Annotated in this window: 25 protein-coding genes; 8 read left to right on the top strand and 17 right to left on the bottom strand. The window is 37.6% G+C overall.

The features are described 5' to 3' along the window. Positions 1–124 precede the first annotated feature (124 nt). The 3 genes from BFA01S_RS07525 to BFA01S_RS21805 all read right to left on the bottom strand — a co-directional run bounded on the left by BFA01S_RS07525 (position 125) and on the right by BFA01S_RS21805 (position 1,461). A complete protein-coding gene (locus BFA01S_RS07525) occupies positions 125–439 on the bottom strand; it encodes a YodL domain-containing protein (protein WP_066227822.1) in 315 nt (104 codons plus the stop codon). A gap of 66 nt (positions 440–505) precedes the next feature. After that, entirely contained in the window at positions 506–1,129 is a 624-nt protein-coding gene (locus BFA01S_RS07520; protein ID WP_066227817.1) for a phosphatase PAP2 family protein, read from the bottom strand. Between the two features lie 155 nt (positions 1,130–1,284). Continuing rightward, a complete protein-coding gene (locus BFA01S_RS21805) occupies positions 1,285–1,461 on the bottom strand; it encodes a YozD family protein (RefSeq protein ID WP_082799894.1) in 177 nt (58 codons plus the stop codon). A gap of 149 nt (positions 1,462–1,610) precedes the next feature. Between BFA01S_RS21805 and BFA01S_RS22335 the strand changes: the two genes are divergently transcribed. Continuing rightward, entirely contained in the window at positions 1,611–1,751 is a 141-nt protein-coding gene (locus BFA01S_RS22335; RefSeq protein ID WP_156483561.1) for a hypothetical protein, read from the top strand. A 1-nt stretch (position 1,752) separates the two neighbouring features. Here the strand turns inward: BFA01S_RS22335 and BFA01S_RS07515 are convergent, their stop codons facing one another. Then, positions 1,753–1,971, bottom strand: a complete 219-nt coding sequence (locus BFA01S_RS07515) for a YozE family protein (protein ID WP_066227813.1) — start codon at positions 1,969–1,971, stop codon at positions 1,753–1,755. A 238-nt stretch (positions 1,972–2,209) separates the two neighbouring features. Here BFA01S_RS07515 and BFA01S_RS22330 point away from each other — a divergent pair, with 238 nt between their 5' ends. After that, on the top strand, positions 2,210–2,377 hold the full coding sequence (locus BFA01S_RS22330) for a hypothetical protein (RefSeq protein ID WP_156483560.1): 168 nt from the start codon (positions 2,210–2,212) through the stop codon (positions 2,375–2,377). A gap of 149 nt (positions 2,378–2,526) precedes the next feature. Here the strand turns inward: BFA01S_RS22330 and BFA01S_RS07510 are convergent, their stop codons facing one another. From BFA01S_RS07510 to BFA01S_RS07470, 9 genes are all read right to left on the bottom strand, one after another. Then, positions 2,527–3,708, bottom strand: coding sequence for a cytochrome P450 (locus BFA01S_RS07510; RefSeq protein WP_066227810.1), 1,182 nt, complete (start codon positions 3,706–3,708; stop codon positions 2,527–2,529). 23 nt (positions 3,709–3,731) lie between these two features. Beyond that, positions 3,732–4,883: an 8-amino-7-oxononanoate synthase gene (gene bioF, locus BFA01S_RS07505; RefSeq protein WP_066227807.1), complete on the bottom strand. Its 1,152-nt coding sequence runs from the start codon at positions 4,881–4,883 to the stop codon at positions 3,732–3,734. After that, positions 4,873–5,658: a 6-carboxyhexanoate--CoA ligase gene (gene bioW / locus BFA01S_RS07500; protein ID WP_066227802.1), complete on the bottom strand. Its 786-nt coding sequence runs from the start codon at positions 5,656–5,658 to the stop codon at positions 4,873–4,875. Before bioW ends, bioF begins: the two co-directional genes overlap by 11 nt. Before the next feature lie 217 nt (positions 5,659–5,875). Then, positions 5,876–7,594: an assimilatory sulfite reductase (NADPH) hemoprotein subunit gene (gene cysI / locus BFA01S_RS07495; RefSeq protein WP_066227799.1), complete on the bottom strand. Its 1,719-nt coding sequence runs from the start codon at positions 7,592–7,594 to the stop codon at positions 5,876–5,878. A 26-nt stretch (positions 7,595–7,620) separates the two neighbouring features. Beyond that, positions 7,621–9,453, bottom strand: a complete 1,833-nt coding sequence (locus tag BFA01S_RS07490) for an assimilatory sulfite reductase (NADPH) flavoprotein subunit (RefSeq protein ID WP_066227797.1) — start codon at positions 9,451–9,453, stop codon at positions 7,621–7,623. Positions 9,454–9,980: 527 nt separating this feature from the next. Next, on the bottom strand, positions 9,981–10,184 hold the full coding sequence (locus BFA01S_RS07485; RefSeq protein ID WP_235842985.1) for a hypothetical protein: 204 nt from the start codon (positions 10,182–10,184) through the stop codon (positions 9,981–9,983). A gap of 192 nt (positions 10,185–10,376) precedes the next feature. After that, the gene (locus tag BFA01S_RS07480; protein ID WP_412758864.1) at positions 10,377–11,219 is read right to left on the bottom strand and encodes a DUF2935 domain-containing protein; all 843 of its coding nucleotides are present in this window, start codon (positions 11,217–11,219) and stop codon (positions 10,377–10,379) included. Positions 11,220–11,245: 26 nt separating this feature from the next. Then, complete coding sequence (locus BFA01S_RS07475) at positions 11,246–11,575, bottom strand: HNH endonuclease (protein WP_082799893.1); 330 nt, start codon at positions 11,573–11,575, stop codon at positions 11,246–11,248. A 55-nt stretch (positions 11,576–11,630) separates the two neighbouring features. Continuing rightward, a complete protein-coding gene (locus tag BFA01S_RS07470; protein WP_066227791.1) occupies positions 11,631–11,996 on the bottom strand; it encodes a winged helix-turn-helix transcriptional regulator in 366 nt (121 codons plus the stop codon). Between the two features lie 251 nt (positions 11,997–12,247). Here BFA01S_RS07470 and BFA01S_RS07465 point away from each other — a divergent pair, with 251 nt between their 5' ends. Then, positions 12,248–12,787: an NAD(P)H-dependent oxidoreductase gene (locus tag BFA01S_RS07465; protein WP_066227784.1), complete on the top strand. Its 540-nt coding sequence runs from the start codon at positions 12,248–12,250 to the stop codon at positions 12,785–12,787. Positions 12,788–12,964: 177 nt separating this feature from the next. On the opposite strand, the gene BFA01S_RS07460 is transcribed toward BFA01S_RS07465, so the two are convergent. Both BFA01S_RS07460 and BFA01S_RS07455 read right to left on the bottom strand, forming a co-directional pair. Continuing rightward, entirely contained in the window at positions 12,965–13,201 is a 237-nt protein-coding gene (locus BFA01S_RS07460; protein WP_066227781.1) for a hypothetical protein, read from the bottom strand. Next, on the bottom strand, positions 13,173–14,864 hold the full coding sequence (locus tag BFA01S_RS07455) for a hypothetical protein (protein ID WP_066227776.1): 1,692 nt from the start codon (positions 14,862–14,864) through the stop codon (positions 13,173–13,175). The genes BFA01S_RS07460 and BFA01S_RS07455 overlap by 29 nt, the downstream gene beginning before the upstream one ends. A 281-nt stretch (positions 14,865–15,145) precedes the next feature. On the opposite strand from BFA01S_RS07455, the gene BFA01S_RS07450 reads away from it, so the two are divergent. Then, entirely contained in the window at positions 15,146–16,243 is a 1,098-nt protein-coding gene (locus BFA01S_RS07450; protein ID WP_066227772.1) for a hypothetical protein, read from the top strand. A 64-nt stretch (positions 16,244–16,307) separates the two neighbouring features. Here the strand turns inward: BFA01S_RS07450 and BFA01S_RS07445 are convergent, their stop codons facing one another. Further along, positions 16,308–17,777 carry a protein adenylyltransferase SelO gene (locus BFA01S_RS07445; protein ID WP_066227769.1) on the bottom strand — a complete coding sequence of 490 codons (1,470 nt, stop codon included), beginning with the start codon at positions 17,775–17,777 and terminating at the stop codon, positions 16,308–16,310. A gap of 185 nt (positions 17,778–17,962) precedes the next feature. Between BFA01S_RS07445 and BFA01S_RS07440 the strand changes: the two genes are divergently transcribed. Together BFA01S_RS07440 and BFA01S_RS07435 are read left to right on the top strand one after the other, a co-directional pair. Beyond that, complete coding sequence (locus BFA01S_RS07440) at positions 17,963–18,151, top strand: DUF4177 domain-containing protein (RefSeq protein ID WP_066227766.1); 189 nt, start codon at positions 17,963–17,965, stop codon at positions 18,149–18,151. A gap of 121 nt (positions 18,152–18,272) precedes the next feature. Then, a complete protein-coding gene (locus tag BFA01S_RS07435) occupies positions 18,273–18,605 on the top strand; it encodes a hypothetical protein (RefSeq protein ID WP_169800444.1) in 333 nt (110 codons plus the stop codon). A gap of 112 nt (positions 18,606–18,717) precedes the next feature. Here BFA01S_RS07435 and BFA01S_RS22325 read toward each other — a convergent pair whose 3' ends face one another. Next, on the bottom strand, positions 18,718–18,891 hold the full coding sequence (locus BFA01S_RS22325; protein WP_156483559.1) for a hypothetical protein: 174 nt from the start codon (positions 18,889–18,891) through the stop codon (positions 18,718–18,720). A gap of 202 nt (positions 18,892–19,093) precedes the next feature. On the opposite strand from BFA01S_RS22325, the gene BFA01S_RS07430 reads away from it, so the two are divergent. Then, entirely contained in the window at positions 19,094–19,570 is a 477-nt protein-coding gene (locus BFA01S_RS07430) for a YsnF/AvaK domain-containing protein (protein WP_066227761.1), read from the top strand. A gap of 192 nt (positions 19,571–19,762) precedes the next feature. Then, positions 19,763–20,290 carry a YsnF/AvaK domain-containing protein gene (locus tag BFA01S_RS07425; protein WP_066227758.1) on the top strand — a complete coding sequence of 176 codons (528 nt, stop codon included), beginning with the start codon at positions 19,763–19,765 and terminating at the stop codon, positions 20,288–20,290. The last annotated feature ends 94 nt before the right edge of the window (positions 20,291–20,384 follow it).

Genomic DNA, 20,384 nt, shown 5'->3' with positions numbered 1-20,384 from the left:
ACTCCACTTCCTCTCTGAATTGTTGGAAGTTTGAAGTAGGAGTCTTACTGCCCGTTAGGCTGGGATAAAATAAAAATGTGACCTCACTCCCGATTCATGAGGTCACATTTTTATCACCACTCTATTACCTGACATTTTCCCCGCTAACCTTCTCCCAGTTCCCAGGCTGCAATCTATAATATGTTTTGCCTTTTCTTCCTTCATCGATTAATAATATGTCTCCGGTACTTATAAATCTTGCTTCATAATCATCCGGAATCAAATCGGGAACATTGAATATTCTGAATATTTTCTCAAGCGCATCTTTATGATTAAAAGCTTTAACAGTCGTCTCATACACTTTTTCGTATCCTTTTTCTTCCCTGAAAAATGGAGTTTGAAAAACCGTAATATTAAATACCGATACCCTTTTCTTTAGCAATAAAATGGAAGAAACCATGCGATCGTCCCCCTTTATTTAAGCTGTACTACTTAAATTAGAGATTCAATCGCAAAATTCCTTTAGCTAAACAGTTCTATTTTTGTCGAAAACCTGTTGTATTTTAGCGACTGCTATTTTCACAATGAGAAATGTACAAATTCCTGCTGCAAATCCGGCTAAAACATCTGTAAGAAAGTGAACGCCGAGATAAATCCTGCTCACCCCGATTAGTAATATAAGAACCGCTGTCCCTGCTACAAGCATTTTCTTTACCTTTTCCGATACGATAAATGTTTCTATTAAAATAAAACATAGGAAACTGTAAACAGCAGCAGAATTCATCGAATGTCCACTCGGAAAACTATATCCGCTCTCTTTATAAAGAAAGTCAAATAAAGGTCTTTCCCTGAGAAAAAACTCTTTTAAATAAGTATTCAATACTCTGACAAGGAAAAACAGCAGCATAAGAGAAACAGCATGTACATATTTTTTCTCCACTACTAAAACAATAGACATTATGATACATAACGGCAGCATAATTTTTAGCGAACCGATATGCGATAAAGCGAAAAATAAATCTGTCAGCCAGTCTGTCCTGATTTTTTCAAACGATAATGAAACAGCTGTATCAATGCCTTCTATATACTTATTATCATAATTAATAGCCAAAATGATAAAAGTAAATATTAAAAATAAAATTGTTTTCAACAAACCCCACTCCAAAATAACCTTTGTTTCCTCTTATTATAAAATAATTATAACCGTCCCGTCTCCAAAAAAATAATCAAGAATCAGCTATTCTGCTAATTCTTGATTATTGTTCACATATTCTCGTAAATATAGAAGGCGGGGAGCCAACTTATTTAATCTTCTGGCTCTAGCTCTTCATCAATTAAACATTTGTTCAATAAATACTCAAATGTAATATCAGCTATTTCTTCTAGTTCCACTTCTGAAGGCACAAATCCTCTTGCTGTTAGCTCATTGTAAAAGAATTCAGCAATTTCCTCTGTATCAATAACAACTTCAATTTCTTTCACAACATCGCCCCCTTTAATAATTGTTTATGTTCATAAATGGGGACATATTCTAAAAAAATTTAAAACTTTTTTTCAGCTTATTATGAATATTTCTTCCGTTAAACAATATAAATCTGGTAATAGGACAAGCCATAAAGGAGCTGGTAATAATGATTAACGGAATCGTTCATAAAATGGTGCAATTTATTGATGGAGAAGGATATGATCAGTTATTAAATACCGTAACAAAAGGATTATTTTATTTCATCCTTGTCTTCTGCATCCCTTACTTCCTTTATTTACTTTTTTAAATTATTTTTCGTTTTCTATATATTCTTCCCATGCTTCATCAAAAGTGGACATGCTCTTCATATAAGATCCGTTTAGCTCGAGATACGTACTAAGCTCATTGTAACTTACAGAACTTTTTGGAAAGCTGTGGTCATCATATGCATCATTAGCAAACTTTGAAATATCATCTTTCGGTTTCGGATGACGATATTTCATTAAGTAGTGGTAAAAAGATTTCATACCTATTCCCCTATACAAATTAAATTTTTCTTATTATAGCGCATAATAGTGAAAAAACGGAATAGATTGATTAAGATTTAACTTTTTTAATCGTAAATAATAAGTCAAATATTTCATCTTTGTAACCGCATTCACAAATTATACATATTTATGTAACAGTTTATTAACAGACATTAATACAGTTATCATCTATAATATAACTAAACTGGCAATTTAATATAAAAAAGGGGGATATTCCATGAAACAGTTTGTCTTTCTAATTAGTACAGGTTGTAAAACAAGAGAGCATTTCGTTGAAGCAACTGGAATGACTGATGCTATAAACAGGGTAAAGATGCTAAGTGATGAATTAAAAGACCAGTCCCAGGGAGATGTGAAAATAAAATTTAAAGGCGTCATTTATTAATAACTTTACCATTCTATACTTCTGATTTATTCCACATTCTATTACCTTCTATTGTTAATATCATAATAACTATTTCATATGTTTCTCATCATTGTTTTGTCCATAATTAAAAACGAGGATGATCCAGACTTGCGAGCATCCTCGTTTTGCTATTTCCCGTGAAAATGAATGATCATTTCTTCCAGCGATCTAAAGCTAAAAAGTCTTCTCCACTTTAATTGAGAATCGGCCAATGTACATTCAGGTATTCTTTCAAGAAAAGTACTAATTGCAATTTGTGCTTCTAAACGTGCCAGCGAGACACCTAAACAAAAATGAACTCCTGCTCCAAAAGCAAGATGCTGATTAGGATCTCTTCTAATATTAAATTGATCAGCATGTAAGAACTTGCGAGGATCACGATTCACAGCTCCCAGCATAATGTACACATGCTCCCCTTCTTTTATGAGCTCACCATTCATTTCCACGTCTTCCCCTGCGATGCGGGCTATCATCTGTGTCGGGCTTTCATAACGCAGACATTCTTCCACTGCTGATTCCATCAGTGATAAATCTTCCCTCAATTCAAGCAATTGTTCCTCATTATTTAACAGAATGAACAAGGAATTACTAATAAGATTTACCGTTGTTTCATGCCCGGCAATGACGAGTAAAATACAAGTTGCGATCAATTCCTCATTTGTCATTTTTTTCTCTTTTATTAATATGCTAATAAGGTCTTCTGCCGGATACAATTCCTTGCTTATAATTAATTTTTTGAAATAATTTATTAATACACCCATCGTCCTGTTTCCGCTTTTCAGCGATTTAGACGATCGCATGAAATCAATCGTCTGAATAAGCTCTATTGACCATTCTCTGAATTTTTGATGATCTTCTGCCGGCACTCCTAATATTCGTGCGATAACAGAGCTTGCCAGCGGGAAAGCAAAGTCAGAAACTATGTCCATCGTTCCCCCTAGCTTCATTTCATCAAGCAGGCTATTAGCTGTCTCTGCTATGTATGGACGGTAAGCTTCTATCATTCTAGGCGTAAATGCTTTATTAACGAGCATGCGAATTTTTATATGATCAGCTCCATTTTTAAAAAGGAACATATCATTTTGTGTATCTTTAAGAGATTCATATTTTAGAGTGCTTTGCGGTAAAGGGATACGGTTTTTAAATCTCGTATCTTTTAAAATTGTTACAGCTTCCTCATACCCTGTTACAAACACCCCTTTATATTTCAGCAGGCTCGTTCGATATAAAGGGCTGATGGAACGCAGCTCATCATAAAAAGGATACGGATTTTGAAAAAAATCAGTATGCATATTATTTATATTTTTCATTTGAACGACACCTCAGCAAATTATTATGTAATGATATTCAGTTCTTTGCCAATGAAAAAAACTTTCTCCAGTAAATAGTTTATTTCTTCTGAGCTGTGTGCAGAAGAAATAGTGAACCGGATCCGGCTTTCTCCATCCGGTACAGTCGGCGGACGAATAGCCGGTGCATAGATTCCGTTATCTTTCAATTTTTCCGCAAACAGGACGGCTTTCTCTGCTTCTCCTATAATGACCGGAATAATGGGAGTGCTTCCACCTTTTACTTCGTATCCCATTTGCGAAAGAGCCTCTTGCACTTTTTTAATATTCATAAGAAGAAGCTCCCGGTCCTTGTGACTCTGTTCTATAATTTCTAAAGCTGTGTAAGAAGCAGCACAGCTCATCGCTGGAATAGCTGTCTGAAAAATAAATGTTCTCGCATGATTAATAAGATAATCAATCAATGTTTTTGAACCGCATACAAACCCGCCTTCTGTACCGGCAGCCTTACTTAGAGTCCCAATGACAATATCGGGAGCAACATCAAAATATTCACTCGTCCCCCGCCCATTTTCCCCTAGCACTCCTGTCGCATGGGCATCATCAACAATGACATAAGCATTATAGTGATCGGCAATTTTCATTATCTTATCAAGAGGGGCAACCGTCCCGTCCATGCTGAACACGCCGTCCGTTACAATAAAACACTGTCCGCAGCCCTTTGCTTTTCTCAATTTTTCTTCCAGATCATCCATATCAGCATGCTTATAAACAATTGTATCTGCTTTAGATAAACGGCAGCCGTCAATAATACTTGCATGATTCAGCTCGTCACTTAATAAAATATCTCCTTTTTCCGGAATCGATGACAATACCCCGACATTAGCTAAATAACCTGATGAAAAAAGCAATGCTGCTTCTGTTTGTTTAAAGTCTGCAATACGCTGTTCCAGTCTCTCATGCCATATTGAATTGCCAGTCGTTAATCTTGAACCGCTGCTTCCCGTTCCACATTCATACAAAGCTTTGTTTGCCGCAGCTATTAATCTCTTATCTGCCCTAAGCCCTAAATAATCATTCGATGAAAATACAAGATCTGTATCAGAATGAGAAGGATTTATAAGCTGAAGCTCCCGGTACAGACCATCTTCTTTTTTGCTGTCCAACCGTTCAGTAAGCCTCTGATCAAGCCCCATCCTCTTCTCTGCTCCCTTCCCATTGAATAAAAACCGGTTTTTTCTCCAAATAATATATGTACGAGTCCAGTTCCTCTGAACAGTGAACGAAAAAAATTCTGCCGCCTCTCTCATCACCATATTCTTTCAGTTTCGTAATTCGCTGATAGCCTTCTCTCTTGCTCGCTACATATCCTGTTACATAATCAGGATCATCAGACCAGCATAGTTCAGCTGCTGCAGCCAGATGACTGCTCACTTTTGTCGCAAGAGCGAGTGCTTCTCTTAATCTCTGATTTCCCTTTATATGATAAAAATCAGACCATCTTTCAAAATGATAAGGCAGCCAATCTATCCTTGAAACGCGTATCCCTTTATTTTTCCTGTCATCGACCCTTTCTCCTGATTGAACATCAACTAATACAGCACCTGCAGGTTCCAAATATTGAGACAGATTTTCATAAACTTTATCAATTGTCTTCTTCGGAATTCCTGCTTTTTCTAACAATGATTTCGCTAAAACCTGCCCGGCTTCCATAGATGCCACTTCATTCGTCCTAACTTCCAGCGGTTTTATATATTCAACAGGCTCCTGAATAGCTTCAAATTGAATTTGCATAAAGTCTGCATTTCCCCTGGAATGTGTCAAAGCTTTTTCCAGCAATATATTTACCGATTCTTTTATATTGCTATAAGTGGAAATAAGCTCACCGCCGGATATATGTTTACTTTCAGATTGATCCGCAATATTTTGCGATGCTCTCATTCTTACACTGTAATACTTTGCTTCTTCCACTCTTTTCATCTCTTTTCTTTCATATATGTTAACTATAATATTAATAAAGTTTACATATAAGACGATAATATTCTCTTTTTATTTTGTCAATAAGTTTTAAAATAGATTATGTATAGAATAGCTCAGTTTATTTTGAAATATTAACTATTTTTTATGCTATATATTGATATTTAATAAATAAAAAAGAGATAGGAATCAAATTCCTATCTCTCCTGTTTTATGCGTGGAAGTTCGTACCGTCTGTTGTTGCTTCAATAATACCAGCACGGATAACGAAGTCACCGAAATGCTCTCCTTCGTTACGCTCTTTTGCGTAACGAGGAAGGATGACACGTAATTCACTTAAAATTTCATCTTCATCAATATTTTCACGGTGCATTTTACTTAAACGGCTTCCGTCAAAAGCTGCTCCGAGATACATATTATATTTACCAGGTCCTTTACCGATAAAGCCGATTTCACCAAGTGCATGACGTGCACAGCCGTTTGGACAGCCTGTCATACGAATTGTAATCTCTTTATCACGAAGACCATTTTCATCAACGATTTTTTCAATTTTATCAATCAGCCTTGGTAAATAACGCTCAGCTTCTGCCATCGCAAGACCACATGTCGGTAGGGAAGCACACGCCATAGAACTGCGGCGAAGTGCAGAATGATGGCTGCCGTCTGTTAAACCATATTGTTCAAGCAATTCACTGATTTGTTTCTTCTTTTGGTTTGATACATTTGCAATAATTACGTTTTGGTTACCAGTTAAACGGAAGTCGCCGCTATGAACTTTAGCGATTTCGCGTAAGCCGGTCATCAGTTTATAATTATCAAAATCAGCGATACGTCCGCCTTCAATAAATAATGTATAATGCCATTTGCCTTTTGTGCCTTTTACCCAGCCGTAACGGTCGCCGTTATCGTCGAAATGGAAGCCTCTCGCCTCATCTAAGCTCCAGCCGAGACGATTTTCAAGTTCAGCTTTCACTGTTTCAAGTCCAAGACGGTCAACAGTATATTTAAAGCGGGCATTTTTACGTTCAGAACGGTTTCCGTAATCACGCTGAATTGTAATGATCTTTTCAGCAACATCATAAATTTGTTCCGGTTTACAGAAGCCGATTACTTTCGAAAGCTGCGGATATGTTTCTGTATCACCATGTGACATACCCATACCGCCGCCGATTGCTACGTTAAAGCCGACAAGCTTATCATTTTCTACGATCGCAATAAAACCAAGATCCTGTGAGAATACATCAATATCATTTGATGGAGGAACAGCAATACCGATTTTAAATTTACGCGGTAAGTATAACGGACCGTACATCGGTTCTAATTCTTCTGTTTCCGGTGTACCGCCTACTCTTTCTTCATCAAGCCAAATTTCGTGATATGCTCTTGTACGAGGCAGTAAATCATCACTTAATTTTTTTGACCATTCATACACTTCTTCATGAATTTCAGATTGATACGGGTTCGGGTTACACATTACGTTACGGTTTACGTCGCCACATGCTGCAATCGTATCTAAAAGGATACCGTCGATTTCCTTAATCGTCTTTTTCATATTCCATTTTAAAATACCGTGCATTTGAAACGTTTGACGTGTTGTCAGTTTTAATGTGCCGTTTCCGTACTTTTGTGCAAGCTCATCTAAAACAACCCATTGTTTCGCTGTTGCTACACCGCCAGGTAAACGAAGACGAAGCATAAACTGATATGCTGGTTCAAGCTTCTGTTTTTGACGCTCATTTCGAAGATCACGGTCATCTTGTAAATAACTTCCATGATGCTTCATTAAACGGTTATCATCATCAGAAATCCCAGAGCTTAGCGGCTCTCTCATTGATTCTGCAAGTGTACCACGTAAATAATCACTTTCTCGCTTAATTCGCTCAACATCACTTGGCGGGCCTTCCGGCGCTGTTAAAATTTTGTTCACCATGTTTTAAACTCCTCTCAGGTCAAAAATCAATATACGTCACGCTGGTAACGTTTTTCCTGCTGCATAGCAGATACATATTTTTCTGCGTCTTCACGGCTCATGCCGCCTTCTTTTTCGATAATATCGATAAGAGTCTGATGAACATCATGTGCCATGTTTTTCTCATCACCGCAAATATAAACAGCTGCTCCTTCTTCGAGCCACTGGAATAATTCTTTACTTTGCTCAAGCATACGGTGCTGAACATATACTTTCTCATCTGAATCACGTGAGAATGCAACATCCATTTTCGTCAGCACACCGTCTTGTATCCATCTTTGCCATTCTGTCTGGTAAAGGAAGTCTGTAACGAAATGCTGATCGCCAAAGAACATCCATGACTTGCCTTCCGCTCCGATTTCTTCACGCTCTTGCATAAATGAACGGAATGGTGCCACACCTGTACCAGGTCCGACCATAATAATAGGTGTTTCCGGATTTTGCGGCAGTTTAAAGTTTTGGTTATTCTGAATGTAAACCGGTAGTGTATCACCAGGCTGCAGGCGTTCTGCACATAGGATCGAACATACACCTTTTCGCGCGCGTCCATGTGCGTCGTAACGGACAGCGCCAATTGTTAAATGCACTTCCTCAGGATTCGCATTTAAGCTGGAAGAAATAGAATAAAGTCTAGCCGGCATTTTTCGGAGTAAAGAAACAAACTCCTGAACCGGTACTGTTACTGGTCCAAAATCGCGAACGAAATCAATTAGATCGCGGCCATTAATATATTCTTTCAATTTATCTGCATTACCAACAAGCTCCTGTAAACTTTCATTTCCTAAAAGCTTTGCAGCCTGCTCAACGAACGGTTTTGTTAAAACAGTAATTTCAAAATTAGAAATAAGCGCTGCTCTAAGAGAAGAAGTTTCACCTTGTTTATTAACAGTTACAGTTTCTTCAGGATTCCATTTCGTTTCCGCAAGAAGAGCGTCAACAAGCTCTGGATCATTCTCAGGATAAATACCAAGGCTGTCACCTGGTTCAAATGTAATTCCCGATCCTTCTAAAGATAATTCAAGATGGCGTGTTTCTTTATTTGAACCGCGACCATTTAAGTTTAAGTTTTCTAGTACTTCCGCTCTGAATGGATTTGTTCTAGAGTAAACTGTTTCACCTGTCGCTTGGGGTGCTGCCGTTTGAGGAGCTGCTGCGGCACTTCCGCCTTGCGCTTCACTTAAGCCATTAAATACACCTTCAAGCCATTCAGCTGCAGGCTCATCAAAATCAAGATCACAGTCAACACGCGGATAAATTCTTGTTCCGCCAAGCTCTGCCAATTTCTCATCGAATTCTTTACCCGTTTGACAGAAGAATTCATATGAACTGTCACCAAGTGCCAAAACAGAGAAACGAAGATCGTCAAGTTTCGGTGCTCTTCTTCCATTAAGGAACTCATGGAAAGTAAGTGCATTATCAGGCGGCTCGCCTTCTCCATGTGTACTTACAACGAGAAGCAGATTTGTCACTTTCTTTAAATTATTCGGCTTAAAATCGCTCATAGATGAGACGGTTACATCAAAACCGCGCTCACGAAGAGTTTTTCCCGCATTGTCCGCAAGTCTTTGCGAATTACCAGTTTGTGAACCGTAAAGAACGGTCACCTCTTTTGAAATCGGCTGCGCCGTAGTCTGTACAGCAGTAAGCTCTGTCACAGGTGCTTCCGCTTCCACCGTAACTGCTGCAGCAGCAACAGTTTGAGAAGCAGCTAAATAACCCATCAACCACACTTTCTGTGATTCTGTCAAGGTAGGCAGGATACGATTAAGGAGCTCTGCCTGCTCCTGATTAAACGGACTGTTCATTACCTGAAGTTGCAACAAAATCCACCTCACAAAGGAAATATAAACCGTAATTATTTATCCCAGCCTTAACGAGCAGTAAGACTCCCACTTTAAAGTTCCAGCAATTCGAAGAAGTTACGTGGGAAGATCCAACTGCCCGTAAAGGTCCGATTAGTTCATCTAATCTTCAGTGGAGGATGAGAACCCCCCACTGAAGAAAGTTTCACTTTATAATTACATGTTTCAACAATTTTTTAAAAATTTTAATTTTATCATAGCTTCACTATTCCTATAAGTCAAGTGAGTTTTAACTATACATTCCTATAAAACAACTATGTTTTAACAATATAAATCATTTAAAGATGCTTATTAATCAACTTTTTCCAACCACATCTATTTTAGGCGATGCAGAATTGTTATAGGCTATACGGATCCATTATTTCATCTTGTATAAGTTTCCCTTAAAATTACGTACAATTGGCTCAAGGCGAAGGAAACTCAGCTGAATGCAAATTCTTTTCATTTATGTATATATCGGAGTTTATAAACTCCCTTCCCTATTCTTATCTGCTTTCCGCATCATTCCGGTCTGCATCCCCCTGTAAAAGAAAAAAGGCAATGACACCGGATAATAATGCTCCTCCTGCAGCAATTAGTATACGGGCTGTAAGTGGTACAGCTGAATGATCCTTCTCTAATATCCATAACGACAATGCTGCTACAACAATCGTAACAGGTATAGCAACCTTTAACCGCTTCACGTTCATAATATTCCCACCCTTTATTCAGTTAGCTCCATGCTATTTTACCATATATCTCTAACAGGAGTTATCCAAGACGAGATCGTGTTTATAAGTTCTGTTTACCTGTAAAACCTAAAATAATCAGGTATAGCTTCTTTTCTTTTCAAACAAAAAAAATGCAAAAAGAGCATAAGGTCTTTTTGCATTTAATAGATATTAATTATTTCTTCCAGTCAAACTCGCTTCAAATAAATCAATAATTTCTAAAAATCTTTCCGCTTCTCTAAATGTATGATCAGCTAAAAGCGGATGAATATTACTCTTAATACGGCATTCTTCTATTAATTCTCTTGCTGTTTTCTTGAAATCACGCAACGAAGCTACCGATACCTTGTTTTGATTTAAAAATTGATTCAGGATAGGCTTTGTCTCTGATTGCGGCCGCATGGAATCCAAATCGACTGCCTGGAAGACAAGCTGGTCAAAATCGTGGCTGAATTCCCTCGCCTGCTCAACCAGCTTCCGTTCTGAAGGGTCTAAAAGATGCCCGATAAACTTCGCATGGTCTGCCATAATTCTAAGGAAAAATACATTTTCTTCAATAATAGCTTCCGGCTTCGGAACAAGTTTTCCTTCATTTAACTCCTTAAGCCGGTCAGCAAAATAGGCTGCTTCCCTGCTAATATGATCCACTAATAAAGGATAATTGTTTGTTCTAATTTCACAGCGCAATGTTAAGCCTAAAACCTTCCTCTTATAATACCATATCGAAGCCGCCGCTTGATACACTTCATTGTTAAAAGCCTGGACTTCACGCAAATCAGAGTTTACTGAAAATCTGCTTAGCTTTTCTTCTATTCTTTCAAACATAGCAATAAACTGATTTGCTTCATCGATTAATTGCTGCTGCTCATACGTAAATCCTAAACTCAAGAATAGAGCATGTTCCTTCATAATTCTGGACCAGAACCTAATCTCATCTAATGACCTGGCAACAATAGGGTTTGCTATATTAATCTCCTCCCCTGTTCCACTCTCCTTCCTATATATATGCTCCATTATTATTCCAATTCTAAAATAAAAAATTAACGGTGGTCACTGCCGCCTCCCCAAATCTCTCTGCCGCCGGTATGTCCGGTATTCTCATGTGTTTCACTGTCTACTAACTGAATGACACCAGGCTGTTCATGATGATGCCAAGTGTATCCTTTAGGTGTTTCTCCATTCATAAGACCTTGTATATCAAAAGAGGATAAACCTAATTCCCTTGCGAGATCTGGATTTTCCTGAATAGATTCATATAATGTTTCATTTGCTATAGTTAAAATATTTATTATTATTTTACAAATACAGTTTTTTCGTAAGAACAACACTGTATTTAGATTCAAATACAGGAAAATTAGCTGTTTGTACATCCAAGCAGTTCTATCGTCTTTTGTTCAAAAAGCACACTCATTTCTGAAATGGAAATCAAAGATGCTTTGATTCATCCTGATTCGCATCTTTCATAAATTCAATATGTTTAAATCCCCACCCGCACATGCTCTCTAAAACTGAACTTAACGTTCGTCCATGATCAGACAAAAAATATTCAACTTTGGGCGGAATCTCTTGATACACTTGGCGTATGATAAGTCCGTCTCGTTCCATCTCACGAAGCTGATTGGTGAGCATGCCTTGCGTTACATTCGGAAGCAGACGTCTTAATTCCCCGAACCGTTTTGTCCCTTGATACAGTAAAATAAATAAAATGAGCGGCTTCCATTTCCCTCCAATTACCTGCAGTGTGGCCAGTATCCCTTGCGTCTTATTGGAATCTTGAATTTCCTCTGGCATCTTACCACCTCCCAATATCCGATTTTACTTTCTTAGTTGTAATTCTATCAAAGTATTCACAATGAAAATAGTACGATGATTTATCGTACTTAGTATGCTTTACCATACTATCTAACGATAGTAAAAGACATCTATGGTACTGTTTACAGTACCTAGTCTGAAAAAAAAGCGTACTTTGCAAAGATGAAATTCCGTGTAATCATGGGGTAGATCCCCAGTAATGTTGAAAATTAAGGAAGGATGATATCATTATGAAAATTATGGTTATTGCAGCACACCCTAATCTAAATAATTCCCGTGCCAATAAGGCTTTGGCACGAGAGCTGAAAGATCACACGAACATCTCTTTTCGCAATCTTTACCAGGACTATCCCAATTGGAACATCGACGTGGAAAGGGAACAACAATTATTGCTTCAATATGAGCGAATTGTGTTTCAGTTCCCTTTTTATTGGTATAGCTGCCCTCCTCTTTTAAAAAAATGGTTCGATGATGTATTGACGTTTGGCTGGGCTTTTGGACCTGAGGGCCGTAATTTGGAAGGCAAAGAGTTCATGGTGGCAACGACAACAGGTGGTACGAAAAAACAATATCGTTCGGGGGGTTATAATTGGTTCACGATCAGTGAATTATTAAGACCAATACAAAGTACCCTTACTAGATGCAACGGCACCTACCTTCCTGCCTTCACTATCTATAATGCGAACGAAGGTACAGATGAATACCTTATGCAAGAGGCTAAAAAGTATGTAGAACATATTCAAAATCCTATGCGTTTACTTGTCTATTAATTCCTCACATGCCAAATAACGCAATGAATAGTTTTGATCTGAAAACAAATGACATTCACAATTTATGAACAAGTTAAAATAATATAAGCAGTTACATCGCTGTCAGAAAAATCACTGGCCCCATAAAGACGAAAAACCTTGAACAGTATTATATACTGTTCAGGGTTTTCTTATTTTTCATTTCAATTTTTGATAAAATCTGTGGTTCTTATCAAACAGCATCGTATGTAATGAATACAGTATATCTTCATTAAGAGTTATTGTTTTTATGTCAGTCGTTATCTTGCCGTTTGCTGCTTTTGCTTCGGATGTTATTTTATATCTTCCTTTTTCTAGCTGTATTTCTTTATTGAAATCATCTTTAAAAGTAATGTTTTCAATCGTCTCATTCTCGTTTAACTTTACAATTTCCACAGATGCCTGTAACTATTTCTTCCGCTATGATCCGAATGGAGCCTTTGTCAGAATAAAAATCACTGTATACTTCTGGTGACAGCTGATTTTTTACATAGATTTTACTATCTAAGTAGCTGCGCGGAATTGACTGGTAAATATACCATCTTTCAAGCAAATACAGCTTTTCATCCGGGAACCGTTTTTCCGCAAAATCAATCCATTCTCTCACTTTTTCATCTGGAATCCCGGCTGCATAAAACTGGAGAACCCTGCTTATTAAGTTAAAACTATTAATTCTGTCGATCGCATAATTAGGAGCGTCTTCCTTCGTATTCCACGGATGGTCCATTGAATACTCCCTGTACAGCCAGTTCCCTATATCAACAGCTGCTTTCATCCATTTTTCATTTCTCCATACTTGTGCCAGCTGATACAGCATATTCCCAGAGTAGCCGCCATAATTCGTATCCTCTACTAATGGAAGATTTTGTGTCAGTGGCAAGGAACCGTTTTTCTTTTGTAAAGAGAGAACCGCCCCAACTTCGTTCAGAACAATATCTTTTGCCAGAGCACTTTGATAAAACTTAGATTCAGGCTCCCAATATAAGTAGGAAAATAAAGTAGCAATCTGAATGTTTTGATTCGGATTAATTTCAATAGGACCGATTTTTCCGGCATCTGATATTCCATACGGGAAAATGTTGAATCCTATATTCGTACTTCTCGGCACTTGCTCGATCCACATTGATGCCTGGTTATCTACGAAATCTAACACTTCAGGAATCTCGGTATATTTATAAGCTTCAAATAAACTTCTATTATCTCTTGCGAACTGATCTCGGTACCACCAGCCTGTGTTCTGGTATTCAATTGACTGAAGCCTTCCCTTTTTCAAATAATATTTTTCAAAAAGAGGGATGAACTCTTTCACCATCGTTTTATACTGTTCATCACCTGTTAAATGATATAAAAAGGCGAGATGCTTTGGCAAATATCCGATATACTTCGTATCACCGACTAAAGTCCAAGCATCTTTTTGAATGATGTCTCTCTTTTCATTCTCGGATAATCTGGACCATTTCCCTTTCAGCTCTGTTAATTTTGGAAACAAATAATTAGGATTGTTCGGATCTAAAGAGCGGACAAGCTCCTCATACTGATTTTTCAGCTCTGTATATTTTCTTTGTAAATCCTGCTGAATTTTAAGAGGAAGAGGTTTATAATTTCCTGCAATCTTTATAGCGGCACTTCTTTCCACAAGCCGGTCCAGTTTTTTGAAATCCTGCTGGGCTGTCTCTATATTTGCCTGGCTTAATTTTGCTTGAATAATGTTCATAAAACGATATTGGGAAACTTCATAAATCGTTCTTTCCCTCGCAATTTTAGCTGGTCTTACATACTTCTCATTCAGCTGCCTGCGAATCGTTTTTCCTTGCACCCTTCCGATCATTATCTCCGTTTTTCTTAACTGACTAGTAAACTGATCGTAGGAACGATTAACCTTCTCTATGTTATTTGTAAGGATAAGCTGATTATATTGAGCTGTTAATTTTCTAAGCTGTTCGCCTTGAGTGACGGCATCTTTATATTGTTTTGTTGTAGAAGCATCGACATTATGAGGTATTAGAAAACTGAAGATTATAAAGACGAGTACAAGGACTGTTCTAAGCTGTTTCAACAATTATTTTCTTCCTTTCTTGAATAAAAATGAGAGCCTGTCTAAGTATACTGCAATAAGAGAAAAAAACTATCTTACTATTTAACTATTCGTATTCATGCCGGAAAAGATACTTTCTTCCCAGCTTACATCTCATAAACAATACCCCTCGATTCATAGACACTAAACAATTTATTAGACAGAAGTTTCATTACCAATTATTTATTATTTTTCAAATATATTGAAATAGAGAGCAATATTCGCCGATATAGTAAATAGATAATAAAAGCACTAAGGAGGAAATGATGAAAATAAATGGATTACAGAACTTTATTATATCTTCTTCGAATGTAAATCAAAAAATGCCTGCAATACAAAATCAGAAAGAGACGATATTTCAGCCGGTCGTATCTTCAAACGCCTTTATTAAATATGAATTCAGAAATCGCCTGCAGAGCACAATAAATGATTCAAAATATGATGCTTCTTTTCTTATCAATTTTGCTAATGCATATAAAAATATAAAAGAGGAAATTACGAATAGTACTGACTCTAAAGAACAGGAAGCGATGCTTGCTATGCTTGATGAAGTATATGATGAAACTGTTCAGGAAAAAGCGAAGCAGCTCGCAAGTACGTTTGAATACTTTTTTGATGGCTCCTCCAAGATGGAGGCAAGCTACCGGTTCGGTAGTAAGGAAGAGGTATTTGACGAGAAGACTTTTATGAATCATCTCGTTGAAATTGCAAATGAAGCTAAAAAACATATCGGAAGTGTTTCTTCAAGTGATCAGTTAGAAAATAAGCTGTCAGCCTTGTTCCAAGATGATAGTCTGGAAAAAATGAGTTATCGTGATATTAAAAACTTATCAGCAGCACTTCAACAAATTTCTACTCCTTCCCTGTGGGCAAAAACCTCTAATTTAGGGAGAAAACTGGCTGAATGGAACGAACGGGCAGAAAATATTTTACAATCCTCTAATCTATCCGAAACAGTAAAAGAAAAAGCAAAAAAGGCTGTCACCGATTCAACAGAGACTTATAAAAAAGTAGGAACCTACATTCAGACATTGCATACATACCGCCAAAGCATGGAAGAAAAGTTTGAAGAGCTGAGAAAAGCCCAGTTGGAAATCGAAAGAATAGAGAAACAGCTAGAAGAAATCCATAAAAAAATGAACAATGAAAAAATCGATTATATGTCATTCCTTACTACCCTGTTAGAACGGCAACAATCTTTGCAAGTAACGAGCAAGGGAATAGTTGACTCTTTAAACGTCTTAAAAGAGGAAAAAGAGAAGCTGGTCAATAACCCGTCTATCATTTTAGACAGCGATGAATATAAAGAAGTGCAGAAGAACTATGAAAATAGCAAAAAGAAAAATGAAGTTTTGGATAATTAAGGCGTTATATTCGCTGTCTTATACTCTTGATGTATAAGACAGCGAATGAGATTTTATATTACCATCACGTACCGCAATATGTTCTATAAGGCTGATCTGACGGCTCAGGCAATGTGCAGTAACGAGCCTTTTCCGAAGAATGTTCATAAGGATTTGAAAGAGCTTCTAGAAGATTCTCCATCACACTATAGTCCTCTTTTCCGACTGCCGCTTCAATCGCTTCTTCTACACGATGATTTCTCGGGATTACCGCTGGATTATTATTTTTCATCAGCTCATGTACAGAATCACTTGATTCTTCCTGTCTGCTTAACCTCTCCTGCCAGCGCTTATGCCATTCCGTAAATTCTTTTGATTCAAATAAAGCAGTACCTTCCTGTTTATCAACGGTTAGTGCACGGAAAGTATTCGTATAATCTGCATTATGCTTCTCCATCATGGTGAGAAGTTCTCCAATAAGAGCTTGATCTTCTTTTTCTTCATTAAATATTCCAAGCTTTGCCCGCATTCCAGCAAGCCAATACGTTTCATATAATGCAGGAAAATCTGAGATTGTCTCCTGAGCGATTTCAAGAGCCTTTTCCTCTTCATCATGCAGCAATGGCAATAAAGATTCGGCAAGTCTTGCGAGGTTCCATCCGCCGATATAAGGCTGATTGCCATAAGCGTAGCGGCCTTGTCTGTCAATAGAGCTGAATACTGTTTTTGGATCATATGTATCCATGAACGCACAAGGACCGTAATCAATCGTCTCTCCGCTTATTGTCATATTATCCGTATTCATTACTCCGTGAATAAATCCGACGTGCTGCCATTTGGCGATCAGTGAAGCCTGGCGGTTAATCACTTCACGAAGAAGGGAAAGATATGGATTCTCTTCTTTCTCGATGTGTGGGAAATGGCGATTTATTGCATAATCAGCCAAAGCTTTCAGTTCCTCATCCGTACCCCAGTTTGCAATATACTGAAAAGTGCCAACACGCAAATGACTTGCAGCGACACGTGTAAGCACTGCACCTGGCAAATCCGTTTCACGAATGATGTCCTCACCCGTTGTTACTACAGCTAGACTGCGCGTCGTCGGAATACCGAGTGCGTGCATTGCTTCACTAATTATATATTCCCTAAGCATCGGTCCAACTGCCGCACGGCCGTCTCCTCCGCGGGAATAAGGAGTTCTGCCTGCCCCTTTAAGCTGAATATCGAATCGCTCATCCGAAGGAGTAATCTGCTCCCCAAGCAGCACAGCACGACCATCTCCAAGCATCGTAAAATGTCCAAATTGATGTCCAGCATAAGCCTGGGCAAGAGGTTCTGCATTTTCCGGAATACTATTTCCTGCAAATACCGCCACTCCGTCTTCGCTTCGCAATACTTCTTCATTCAGTCCAAGAGATCGTGCTAGGGAATCGTTAAGAATAATTAAATCTGGTCCATCTACAGGAGTTGGATTACAGCTTGTAAAAAATGATTCCGGCAGGCGCGCATAGCTATTGTCTAAATTCCATCCTGCATCTGTTATTTGTTTTGTCATTGTATCTCCCCTTCTTCTTTTATTTTTGTGTTCTATAATATTTTTAGTTATCTGCCTGTGCTAATTTATTATACCGCTTCAATTGAAAAACTCTAATAAATACCATTCCTTTCACATAATAATTGAAACCTTCCCCCAATCGGCTTCGTATATTAGTCAGAAACATTAACAAGGAGGTCTAGCATATGTACGAATATACATTTGTAAAAATTGAACTTAGTAAATGGAACGGGAAACCGAAGGAAGAACATCATGATATTATTCATAAACATGCCAAGGAAGGCTGGAGACTTGTTCAAATATTTGCTCCTGCTGTTATGGGATACAGTACTGCTACTTTTTATGAGATGATTTTTGAACGTAAAATCACTTAATTATCTTCAGTTATACACAAATTTACTTGCTACCACCTTTATTCTATTATTTAAAACTGTATTATCACTACAAGTTCTGATAGAAAAGAGGATTACCAAAATGGATAATTCTATAGTCATGATGGCTTTAATATGGGGTGCTTTATTCCTTTATTTCTTAATACCGCTTCAGAAAAAAGCAGAAACATTAAAATATTCTAAAATGAAATTTACCGAAGCATTAAAAGAAAGTTTTATAAAAATTACCTTCCATAAAAAAGCGAGTTTAGCATTAATATTATTATCAGCTACCTTATTTATCATTTGGGGGTCACAAGCTCAGGATCATTTATATAATGAGATGCACGGCATTAGTACACCAATGCAATCTGTAAATTACTTAGCAGGAACAATTATATATGCAATAATTATCTATATAACAGCAATCGGACGAAGAGCTGTGAAACTTATATGATCAGCCATTTCAAAAAAATAAATGAACTAACTGAAGGGAAACTCTTAAAACCGGGTTTCCTTTCTTTTTTATAATGATCGATATTAAAATTCAACATAACCTTTTTAATTAATCATCCATCCTCTCGGTTTCTCCTTATAACTCCGAATTCTTTATAATAATGCCTCTCAAATTCTTCATTACTCATTTCATGAAACAGCCCCGTTTCTTTTAGATCATTTTGCCCGTCTTTTAACGAGTCAGGTGTAAGTTTTTTCTGAGCCTTATTCTCCTTTCGATTTTGCACCGTCTTTTCCGAAAAGCCTCTTGTGCTATATGAATTTCTTTTACCGTTTTATTTTTTAACAGACTTTTCTTAATAAAACATTGGACGTAAAATACACTAAGTCTTTTTTGTAACAGGTCCCAAAATTCAAGCACATATTTTCACTCACACAGGCAATATTACTAGTTGTAAGACCAAACCAATCCCTTAGGAGGTTTTCAATATGGGCTTTTTTGATTTATTTAACGATGAAGAAACTCAACAGAAAACTCAAAAAAAGGCACGTGAAGTAGATCGTACTGCTGATACAGAATTTGCAGCAGAAGGAGCACAGCTTGATCTTCGTGAGGAAGAATTGGATATCAACAAATATCGTGTGGAAACAGGTAATGTGACGCTTCACAAGAACATTGTGGAGGAAGAACAATCAGTGGATGTCCCTGTTTCACATGATCAAGTCGTCATTGAACAAAGAGCTGTTGATCGCAGACCAGCAGATGAACCAATTACAGCTGAAGAAACGGTTCACATTCCAGTAACTGCTGAAAAAATTGATGTAGATAAGCATACGGTCGTTACTGGTGAAGTTTCCGTTCAAAAACGTCCGGTTCAGGAAACAGAACAAGTACGTGACGTCATTCATAAAGAAGTTCTAGATGTTGGATCGAATGGCAATGCCGACATTATAAAAGAGGACTAATTGTTCCTGAGGGTGTCCGAAAAGGGTTGATTTTTATCCTTTTCAGACACCCTGCTGAAAGGCCCTGTGATGGAAATTCAGTAAAATCCAGGATTTGGTGACAGGGCCGTTCAGCTTTTTAAGCTTATCAGGGACTTATTGGACAGCCCCTTCTTTCCATCGTTTTTACATAAAAATACTTCGGGAGGTCCTATGGGAAAATATATTATTCTTGGTGCGATAACCGGGGGCATAGTTGCTTGGATAACAGGTCTTACGATCGTAACAGTACTTGTTTTAGGAGCAATTATCGGCGGCATTAACTATATGATTAATTCAAGAAGGAATACAGAAAAAGCAGCTAAAAAAACAGATGAAAATAAAGAACAAACGCTTCAATTACGAGAAGAGCAGCTGGACATAAAAAAGAAACGAGTACAAACGGGTGAAGTAAAGGTTCATAAAGAAGTCATCGAAGGACAGAAAACATTCACGGTTCCGATTAGACGTGAAGAAATGGTAATAGAAGCAGGTGATGAGGAGCAATTCCGAATCCCTCTGAAAGAAGAAGAAATCAAAATAAGCAAACACCCTGTTCAAGTGAACGAAGTATCGATTACAACACGTCAAATACAAGAAATGAAACAAATAAAGGAAAAACTAAAAAAAGAAACAGCTGATGTTGAAGTTGCAGGTGAAGTGGATGTCATAAAGAATCCGCCATCTGAAACGAAGGACTAAACTAACTTTCCCATCTTTGGGTGGTGACAGGTAAAGGCACTACCCTACTCCTTCAAGACTGCCTTTCGTCTCACGAGCAACCCATCTGTTGAAT

Origin of the sequence: Metabacillus fastidiosus NBRC 101226 (assembly GCF_001591625.1) — a bacterium.
GTDB classification, from domain to species: domain Bacteria; phylum Bacillota; class Bacilli; order Bacillales; family Bacillaceae; genus Metabacillus; species Metabacillus fastidiosus.
The sequence above is the reverse complement of the archived record's forward strand: the minus strand, read 5'-3'. Positions and strand labels throughout refer to the sequence as shown.